The organism is Azospirillum sp. B506 (genome assembly GCF_000333595.1).
GTDB lineage: Bacteria > Pseudomonadota > Alphaproteobacteria > Azospirillales > Azospirillaceae > Azospirillum.
Map to the genome: position 1 here is coordinate 1 of NZ_BADK01000810.1, position 9,446 is coordinate 9,446.

Consider the following 9,446-nt stretch of genomic DNA (forward strand, 5'->3'; position numbering starts at 1 on the left):
TTGGTGTCCCGCGCTCGACCACCAGCACGTCGCGGCCGGCCTGGGTCAGGTAGTAGGCGAGGCAAGATCCCACCACGCCGCCGCCGACGATCAGGATCTCGGCCTCCTGGTCGGGCAGCGGGCCGTCCTCCAGCGGGCGGGCGAGGTTGGGAGTGATGGCGCGCTGGTGGCCGCCCCATTCCGGCTTCTCGAAGGCGAAGGCCCCGGCCGGCGTCGGCTTGGCCGGCAGGCGCGGCGCCAGATACTGGTCGGGCGCCCGCTTCCTGCCGGTCGTCTGCTCCAGCAGCAGGGCAGCGGTCGCCGCGCAATAGCGCCCCTGGCAGCGGCCCATGCCGAGCCGGGTGTTGCGCTTCAACGCCGCGAGACTGTCATGGCCGGCGGCGATCTCGGCCCGGACCCGGCCGAAGGTGACCCCCTCGCAGCGGCACAGCATCGCCTCGTCCGGCACGGTATCCAGCCGCAGCGGCGCCGCTTGGTAGATCGACCACAGCGCCGCCTGGAAGCCTTCGGCCCGCCGCAGGTCGGCCAGCGCCCGCCGGCCCTCCTCGGGGTCGCCGTCGGCCAGCCCGAACTGACTGGCGATGGCGATGCCGGCCAGCGTGCCGCGCGCCTGCGCCACCTTCGACCCGCCGAGATCGACGCCGTCGCCGACGGCGAAGACTCCCGGCACGCTGGTGGCGCCATCCACCGCGATCTCGGTGGCGAGGTAGCCGAGATGGCGGTCCTCGACCAGCCGGTGGGCGCAGCCGAGCGCGCGGGCGATCTCGGTCGAGGGGATGAAGCCATAGCCCAGGCACAGCGCGTCGGCGGCAACGGTGACGGCCTCGCCCAGCCGGGGAGCGCCATCGGCGCCGAGCGGCGCGTAGCGCACCCGCTCCAGCCTGCCCTCCCCCTCCGCCGCGACGATGCCGTGCCCCCACAGCACCGGCACCCCGGCGCGCCGCAGTCTCAGCAGATAGCGGGCGCCGTCGCCGATCAGGCCGGGGGCGGCGCGCAGCGCGGTCAGCATCTCCCGCCATTGGGCGGGCGACGGGCGCGGCGCGCTTTCCAGCACCGCGGCCACGTCAACGCCGCCCTCCACCAGTTCATAGGCCAGCTGCAAATTGAGCGGACCGTTGCCGGCGATCACCACCCGGCGGCCGGGCGCCACGCGGTAGGCGCGCGCCAGGGTCTGGCCGGCCCCGGTGGTCATCACACCGGGCAGCGTCCAGCCTTCGAAGGGTGCCGGCCGCTCATAGGCGCCGCTGGCGATCACCAGCCGGCGCGGCCGGTAAACGGTCTCCCGCCCGGCGACGACGGCGACCACCTCGTCGGGGGCATGGGCGCCCCACACCGTCGCCTCCTGGACGATGGTGACGCCGGCCGCCTTCGCCGCGTCGAGCAGGGCGAGGCCGGCGCGGAACTGGCGGTCGGTCGGCCGGTCGGCGCGGTGCGAGGGGGCGAGCGGCTTGAAATACTGGCCACCGCTCTGCGGCCGCTCGTCCAGCACCACCACCTCGGCGCCGCGCCGCGCCGCCGCTGTCGCCGCCGCCAGACCGGCCGGCCCGGCGCCGATCACCAGCACGTCGACCACCCGCTCTTCCGGCGCGTCACCCTGCGGCGGCGGCACCAGCGGGGCCAGCGGATCCTCCGGCGTGCCGGCCGGCGGCTGCGAGCGGATGATCTGGCCGTTCGCCACCTTGGTCAGGCAGGCACGCTGGCTCGCCTTGCCGTCCACCGTCACCAGGCATTCGAAACAGGCGCCCATGCCGCAATAGAGGCCGCGCCGGCCGCCGTCGCGGCTGTGACGGTAGGCGGCGACGCCATGCGCCGCCAGGGCCGCCGCCACCGTCTCCCCGGCCAGCGCGGGAATCCGCTCGCCATCATAGGTGATCTCGATGGAGGCGCCGTCGCGGCGGAGGCTTGGATGTTCGAGGCGCATGGGCGGTCGGCTTTGTCCGGATGCGGTGGAAAGCGCTTTTGAAGGGTGCATCAAAATGCGCTGGATTCCTGTATACAGATAGTATACGAGTAGTATTTAGGCAAGGTCAAAAATTAGGCAGGAGCTTGGGGGAACCCATGACGGCATTGCGCGGCACCTACACGGTCCTCATCACCCCCTTCACCGCGGACGGCGGTGCGGTGGACGTTCCGGCCCTGAAGAAGCTGGTGAACTGGCAGATCGAGCAGGGCATCCATGGGCTGATCCCGCTCGGCAGCACCGGCGAATTCCTGTCGATGACCCCGGAGGAGCGGGCGCAGGTCATCGAGATCTGCGTGACCGAGGCGGCGGGCCGCGTGCCCGTGCTGATCGGCACCGGCGCCGAATGGACGCGCGACGCCGTCGCGCTGGCCAAGGAAGCGGAAAGCATGGGCGCCGACGGGGTGATGGTGATCCCGCCCTATTACAGCTCGCCCACCCCGGACGAGCTGTTCGAGCATTACCGCCGCATCGGCGAGGCGATCTCGCTGCCGGTGATGATCTACAACAACCCGGCGACCGCCAACGTCGACCTCACCCCGCCCATCGTCGCGCGGCTCAGCGAGATCGACAACGTCCTCTACATCAAGGAATCGACGCTGGAGGTGACGCGGGTCCGCGACATCATCGAGCTGTGCGGCGACCGCATGACGGTGTTCGCCGGCATCCTCGGCTACGAATCCTTCTGGCTCGGCGCCCAGGGCTGGGTCGCCGTCTGCTCCAACCTGATCCCGCGCGATTCCGCCCGGCTGTTCGAGCTGGTGGCCGACCATGGCGACAAGGAGCAGGCTTTGGTGCTCTATAAGAAGATGCTGCCCATCGTCCGCTGGGTCGGCGGCCACCGCTATGTCGCCGCCTCGAAGACCGGTCTCGGCATGATGGGCCTGCCGGTCGGCGACCCCCGCGCGCCGCGCCTGCCGCTGCCTGAGGCCGATGCCGAGGCCCTGCGCGCCGATCTGGCGGCCTACGGCCTGATCGATTCCCTCGCCTGACCGCTCCGCCCGAATCCGAGATCCGAACACGAGAAAAGGGGTTTACGATGACCATTCGCACGCTGCTGATCGCCGCCGGCCTGACCCTGTTCGCCCTCCCTGCCGCTGCACAAACCGCTTGCAAACCGGCGGTCGCCGATTCCGAGCTGGTCAAACCCGGCACGCTGGTGATGTCGACCAACCCGACCCTGCCGCCGATGCAGTTCGTCGATTCGAACGGCCAGCTGAAGGGCATGCGCATCACGCTGGGCAACGAGATCGCCAAGCGCCTGTGCCTGACGCCGGAATATGTCCGCATCGAATTCTCGGCGATGATCCCCGGCCTCCAGGCCGGCCGCTGGGATCTGATCAACACCGGCATCTTCTGGACCGAGGAGCGGGCCAAGATGATGCCGATGATCAACTATGAATCGCAGGCGATCAGCATCTCGGTGACCAAGGGCAACCCGCTGAAGATCGCCAAGCCGGAGGATCTGTCGGGCCGTCCGGTCGGCGTCGAGCTGGGCGGCTTCGAGGAGCGCAAGCTGCGCGAACTCGACAAGATGGTGGTCGCCAAGGGGCTGAAGCCCATCGAGATCAAGACCTTCGACAATTTCGCCACCGCCTATCAGGCGCTGCGCGCCGGCCAGACCGAGGCGTCGGTGGCCATCGACCCGACGGCGGCCGAATACAGCAAGCGCGGCGACTTCGACCGCGCCCTCAACGGCCTGTTCCCGACCCCGGTCGCCCTGGCGATGAAGAGCAAGGCGCTGAGCGAGGCCGTGGTCGGCGTCCTCAACGACATGCAGAAGGACGGTTCGTACAAGAAGCTGATGGACGAATATGGCCTGCTGCCCAACGACGGCGCCTTCAAGGTCAACGGCCCCGGCATGTGAGACGAGGGACTCGGGCGGCGGACACGATCCCCGCCGCCCGTGCACCGGACAAGAGTGAAAAGGTGACGGAATGACCAGCGGCTGGAACTGGGACGGATTCTTCGAGTACCTGTTCAACGGGTATCTGTTCAGCGGAGCGATCACCACCCTGTGGCTGACGCTGGCCGGCATCGCCGGCGGCCTCGTGCTCGGCTGCGTGCTGGCGCTGCTGCGGCTGTCGCCCTACCGCTGGGTCGCGCGGGTGGCGCAGGCCTACATCTGGGTGTTCCGCGGCACGCCGCTGCTGGTCCAACTCATCATCATCTACACCGGCCTGCCGCAGATCGGCATCAAGCTGTCGGTAACGGAATCGGCGCTGATCGGCCTGATCCTCAACGAGGCCGCCTATCTGGCCGAGATCATCCGCGGCGGCATCCTCGGCGTCGCCGCCGGGCAGAGCAACGCCGGCCGCGCGCTCGGCCTCAACTCGGCCCAGGTGATGGCCTACATCGTGCTGCCGCAGGCCGTCCGCATCATCATCCCCGCACTCGGCAACAGCGTGAACGGCCTGCTGAAAACCACCTCGGTGACCTCCGTCATCTCGATGGAGGAGCTGCTGCGCAGCACCCAGCTGCTCATCCAGGAGCGCTTCATGGTGCTGGAGCTGTTCACGGTGGCCGCCCTCTATTATCTGCTGATGACCTCGCTGTGGGACATCGTCCAGCGCCGCATCGAACGCCATTTCGGCCGCGCCTACCGCAACATCGCCATCGTCGACGGCCAGTGAACAGGCGCTCGGACATGAGTCCTCCTCTCCCGTCCTCCTCCCGCACCGCCAATCTCGGCGACCGCGCCTTCGGGCACCTGCGCGAGCTGATCCTCAGCCGCCAGATCCCCGGCGGCGCCGAGGTGCCGGAGGGCCGGCTGGCCGAGCGGTTGAACGTGTCGCGCACGCCGATGCGCGAGGCGCTGGTCCGGCTGGTCGGCGAGGGGCTGCTGGAGCGAACCAGCGAGCGCAGCTACCGCGTCCGCATCGTCTCGGCCCGCGAATTCTTCGAGTGCATGCAGATGCGCGAGCTGCTGGAATGCCACGCCATCGGGACGGCGGTGCCGCTGGTCGGCGACGCCGACCTCGCAGACCTGCGGCGCGGGCTCGATGCGCTGGAAGGCGGCGAGGACGACATGCAGCACTGGCTCTACGACAACCATTTCCACAGCTTCTTCGCCCATGTCAGCGGCAACGCGACGCTGGCCGAAACCATCACCCGCATGCGGGTGGTCGCCCGCCTGTTCCGCATCTCCAGCGCCTTCCACCGCAAGAGCGAGATCGACGCCGAGCACCGGGCGGTGCTGGACGCGGTGGAGCGGCGCGACACCGCCGCCGCCAAGGCCGCCATGCTGGCGCATCTGCGCAACCTCCAGGACGATGCCCGCCGCGCCATCGCCGCCGAGGCCAATCCGGCCGGCTATTTCCTGTAACTCCAGTTTCCGTGTTCCCGGCAACCGCAAGACCCGTCCTTCGGGATAGAGGGAGAGTTCCATGCCGCAGTTCGATACCGTAATCCGCAACGGCACGCTGGCCACCGCGTCCGACGTGTTCGCCGCCGACCTCGGCGTGATCGGCGGCCGGATCGCCGCCATCGGCGCCGGGCTGGGTCCGGGCACCCGCGAGATCGACGCGACCGGCAGGCTGGTGCTGCCCGGCGGCGTCGACGGCCATTGCCACCTCGACCAGCCGACCAGCGACGGCTCGCAGTCGGCCGACGATTTCGAGACCGGCACGCGCTCGGCGGCCTGCGGCGGCACCACGACGGTCATCCCCTTCGCCTGCCAGTTCAAGGGCCAGTCGCTGCGCGACGCGGTGACCGACTACCACCGCCGCGCCGACGGCAAGGCGGTGATCGACTACGCCTTCCACCTCATCGTCAGCGACCCGACCGACCAGCTGCTGGGCCAGGACCTGCCGGCGCTGATCCGGGACGGCTACACGTCGTTCAAGATCTACATGACCTACGACGACATGAAGCTGAACGACCGGCAGGTGCTGGAACTGCTCAGCGTCGCCCGGCGCGACGGCGCCATGGCGATGATCCATGCCGAGAACGCCGACTTCATCGGCTGGCTGACCGACAAGCTGCTCGCCGCCGGCCACACAGCACCACGCTACCACGCCGATTCCCGGCCGATGCTGGTGGAACGCGAGGCGACCCACCGCGCCATCGCCATGGCCGAACTGGCCGACGTGCCGATCCTGATCGTCCATGTCTCCGGCCGCGAGGCCATCGAGCAGATCCATTGGGCGCAGGGCCGCGGCATGCGCATCTATGCCGAGACCTGCCCGCAATACATGGTGTTGACCGAGCATGACCTGCACGGCCACGGCATGGAGGGGGCCAAGTGCATCTGCTCGCCGCCGCCGCGCGACAAGGCCAACCAGGCGGCGGTCTGGGACGCGCTGGCGGGCGGCACCTTCCACATCGTCTCGTCCGACCATGCGCCCTTCCGCTACCAGGACCCCAAGGGCAAGATGCTGCACGGCGCGAACACCCCCTTCAACTGGATCCCCAACGGCGTGCCGGGCATCGAGACGCGGCTGCCGATCCTGTTCTCCGAAGGGGTGAAGAAGGGCCGCATCAGCCTGCAACGCTTCGTCGAGCTGTCCTCGACCAACCCGGCCAAGATGTACGGCCTGCATCCGCGCAAGGGCAGCCTCGCCATCGGTGCCGACGCCGACATCGTCATCTACGATCCCGACCGCAAGGTCACCATCACCAACGCCATGCTGCACCACAATGTCGACTACACCCCCTATGAGGGGCTGGAGGTGACCGGCTGGCCGGAAACGGTGCTGTCGCGCGGCGAGCTGGTGGTGGAGAAGGGCGCCTGCGTGGCCCAGCCCGGCCGCGGTTCCTTCCTGCGCTGTGACACGCCGGATCTGGCGCGGCCGAAGGCCGGCGGCGCCTGACGAGACGATCACTCTACCCGACGACCACGAAACGCGAGGACCACACAAGCATGGACGCCCTGACCATCACCGCCGGCCCCTTCACCTTCGGCGCCCGCTTCGAGACGGCCGCCGCGCCGAAGACCTGCGCCAAGTTCCGCAGCCTGCTGCCCTACGAGGGCCAGATCGTCCATGTCCGCTGGAGCGGCGAAGGCGTCTGGATTCCGCTGGGCGACACCGATTTCGGCCTCGGCTACGAGAACCACACCAGCCACCCGGCGCCGGGCCAGATCATCCTCTATCCGGGCGGCATCAGCGAAACGGAGATCCTGCTGGCCTATGGCGGCGTCCAGTTCTCCAGCAAGATGGGCCAGCTCGCCGGCAACCACTTCATCACCATCACCGACGGGCTGGAAAATCTGGCGGAACTCGGCAAGCGCACCCTGTGGCAGGGCGCCCAGCCGATCCGCTTCGAGCTGGCCCGCTGAAGCAGACAGGCCGCAGAACCGGACGGAACGGTTTCCTCCGATGATTCCGATCCGGTTCTGGCGACCTTCCCCCCGGCAGACAGGACACCGGTTCAAGCGGCTCGAAACCCGGTCCGGTCCGGGGCTGCTCCACTCCTGAGCGCGGTCGCTCACCTACGCATCCGGCTTGGCGGTCAGCAGATACCCGAGCCCATGGATGGTGACGATCTCCGCCTCGCTTCCGGCAAGCCGACGGCGAAGGCGCGACACCAACACGTCGGCGGTGCGGTCGCCATACACCCACTCCCGTCCGCAGATCGCCTTGCTGATCTCCAGCCGATCCGACGGCCGGTCAAGCGTGTGGATCAGATGGACGAGCAGCCGGCTTTCGGCCGGGGACAGCACCTCGGTCCGTCCGCCGACCGACAGCCGCCGGGTCTGGGTGTTGAGCTGGACGGCCTTGCCGACGGCGACGACCTCCTACGAGCGCAACGACATCGAGCAGGTCGGGAATTACGCCCTGAGCCACATCGTCCCGATGAAGAAGATCGTCGATCCGGTCTTCGAGGCGCGCAGCGACTTCGACATCTTCGCCGCCATCGCCGACAAGCTGGGCAAGGGCTATGCCTTCACCCAGGGCCTCAGCGAGATGGACTGGATCCGCGGCATCTACGAAGCCGCCAAGATCGAATCGCGCGCCAAGGGCATGGAGATGCCGGTCTTCGACGTCTTCTGGGACAGCAACAAGCCGCTGGACTGCCGAGGTGGAGCGGTTCAACGGCAGCCTGCCGCCCGTTGTGGTCTTCAGCCAACCTGCGTGAGAAGCGGGGCGGGAGCCGATGTGATGGACGGCCTTGCCGTCACATCGGCTCCGTCGCCATCGCGTGGCGGTGCGGGCTGCTTCATGACCGCCGGTGAGGTCGATGGGACCCCCTGCCAGTGCGCAGGCAGGGGCGAGGCGCTTGAGGCCATGTGCGCCTCGACGTGAAGGCCGACATCACCGGATCGCCGGCGTGTGAACCGTGCCAGCTGTCCCGAAACGGTTCATTTCACCGACGTCCACGGGCTTGATGCGGAACCATGCCGCGTAGAGGGCGGGCAGGAACAGCAGGATCAGCACGGTGCCGACCGCCGTGCCGCCGATCAGCGTGTAGGCCATCGACCCCCAGAAGACCGAGTGGGTAAGAGGGATGAAGGCCAGCACAGCGGCAAGGGCGGTCAGGATCACCGGCCGCGTCCGCTGCACCGTCGCTTCGATGACGGCGTGATAATCGTCGAGACCGGCCGCCTGGTTCTCCTTGATCTGTTCGGTCAGGATCAGCGTGTTGCGCATCAGGATGCCGGCCAGACCGATCAGCCCGAGGATGGCGTTGAAGCCGAAGGGCTGGTTGAAGGCGAGCAGCATGGGCACGACGCCGACGACGCCGAGCGGTGCGGTCAGCAGGACCATCGCCATCATCGAGAAGGACCGAACCTGCAGCATGATGAAGACCAGCATGGCGGCGATCATGACCGGGAAGACCTTGCCGAGGGCGGTGTTGGCCTTGTTGGCCTCCTCGATCGATCCGCCCGCTTCGATGCGATAGCCGGCCGGAAGCGCGGCGATCAGCGGTTCAAGAGCCGTCATGATCTGCTTGGAGACCTCCGGCGGCTGGGTCGCCTCGTTGTAGTCCGAGCGGATCGTGATGACCGATGTCCGGTCCCGGCGCTTCATCAACGGTTCTTCCAGCCTTATGTCGGCATGGCCGATCTGGTCGAGCGGGATCTGCTGACCGGTCCGGCTCGTCAGCGAGAAATCCGCCAGACGCGCCGGGTCCAGACGCTCGCCGCCGGCGCTGCGCGCCACGATGGGGACATTGCGGATATCCTCGCGCACCTGGGTGACGGCGATCCCGGTCAGAAGGAACTGGAGCTGCTGGCCGACCTCGGCCGGCGAGAGGCCGATGAGGTTCAGGCGGTCCTGGTCGGGGGTGAAGCGGAGCACCGGCGTGCGATTGCCCCAATCGCGGTTGGCCTGCCGGACATCCGGCACGCCGCGCATGATGGCGAGGGCCTTTTCCGAAATGTCGTAGAGCTTTGCCGGATCGGGCCCCATCACCCGGAATTCGACCGGGAACGGCGTGTAGGGGCCGAACACCAGCTGGGTGACACGGACATAGGCCTCGGGCACCAGTCCCTGCGCCACACTCTGCCGCAGCGGGTGCTTCAGGGTCTCGCGCGCCTCGGCGT

The 9,446-nt window shown here is 68.4% G+C and carries 10 protein-coding genes; 7 read left to right on the plus strand and 3 right to left on the minus strand.

Going from position 1 to position 9,446, the window contains the following annotated elements; all coding sequences use genetic code 11:
• On the minus strand, window positions 1–1,921 hold a 1,921-nt coding region (locus I71_RS25350; RefSeq protein WP_042700330.1), incomplete at its 3' end, for an FAD-dependent oxidoreductase.
• 137 nt (window positions 1,922–2,058) lie between these two features.
• Here I71_RS25350 and dapA point away from each other — a divergent pair.
• From dapA to I71_RS25380, 6 genes are all read left to right on the plus strand, one after another.
• Window positions 2,059–2,952 carry a 4-hydroxy-tetrahydrodipicolinate synthase gene (gene dapA, locus I71_RS25355; RefSeq protein ID WP_042700333.1) on the plus strand — a complete coding sequence of 298 codons (894 nt, stop codon included), beginning with the start codon at window positions 2,059–2,061 and terminating at the stop codon, window positions 2,950–2,952.
• A gap of 47 nt (window positions 2,953–2,999) precedes the next feature.
• Window positions 3,000–3,827: an ABC transporter substrate-binding protein gene (locus I71_RS25360; RefSeq protein ID WP_042700336.1), complete on the plus strand. Its 828-nt coding sequence runs from the start codon at window positions 3,000–3,002 to the stop codon at window positions 3,825–3,827.
• Window positions 3,828–3,897: 70 nt separating this feature from the next.
• Window positions 3,898–4,593 (plus strand): amino acid ABC transporter permease, encoded by a 696-nt coding sequence (locus tag I71_RS25365; protein WP_042700339.1) that lies wholly within the window; start codon window positions 3,898–3,900, stop codon window positions 4,591–4,593.
• A 14-nt stretch (window positions 4,594–4,607) separates the two neighbouring features.
• A complete protein-coding gene (locus I71_RS25370; protein ID WP_042700342.1) occupies window positions 4,608–5,285 on the plus strand; it encodes a GntR family transcriptional regulator in 678 nt (225 codons plus the stop codon).
• 61 nt (window positions 5,286–5,346) lie between these two features.
• A complete protein-coding gene (gene hydA / locus I71_RS25375; protein WP_042700344.1) occupies window positions 5,347–6,771 on the plus strand; it encodes a dihydropyrimidinase in 1,425 nt (474 codons plus the stop codon).
• 50 nt (window positions 6,772–6,821) lie between these two features.
• Window positions 6,822–7,238: a DUF3830 family protein gene (locus I71_RS25380; protein WP_042700347.1), complete on the plus strand. Its 417-nt coding sequence runs from the start codon at window positions 6,822–6,824 to the stop codon at window positions 7,236–7,238.
• A 153-nt stretch (window positions 7,239–7,391) separates the two neighbouring features.
• Here the strand turns inward: I71_RS25380 and I71_RS25385 are convergent, their stop codons facing one another.
• Complete coding sequence (locus I71_RS25385) at window positions 7,392–7,622, minus strand: helix-turn-helix domain-containing protein (protein ID WP_049976324.1); 231 nt, start codon at window positions 7,620–7,622, stop codon at window positions 7,392–7,394.
• A gap of 40 nt (window positions 7,623–7,662) precedes the next feature.
• Here I71_RS25385 and I71_RS38945 point away from each other — a divergent pair, with 40 nt between their 5' ends.
• Window positions 7,663–8,205: a molybdopterin-dependent oxidoreductase gene (locus I71_RS38945; protein ID WP_244434045.1), complete on the plus strand. Its 543-nt coding sequence runs from the start codon at window positions 7,663–7,665 to the stop codon at window positions 8,203–8,205.
• A gap of 9 nt (window positions 8,206–8,214) precedes the next feature.
• Here I71_RS38945 and I71_RS25395 read toward each other — a convergent pair.
• On the minus strand, window positions 8,215–9,446 hold a 1,232-nt coding region (locus I71_RS25395; protein ID WP_042700353.1), incomplete at its 5' end, for an efflux RND transporter permease subunit.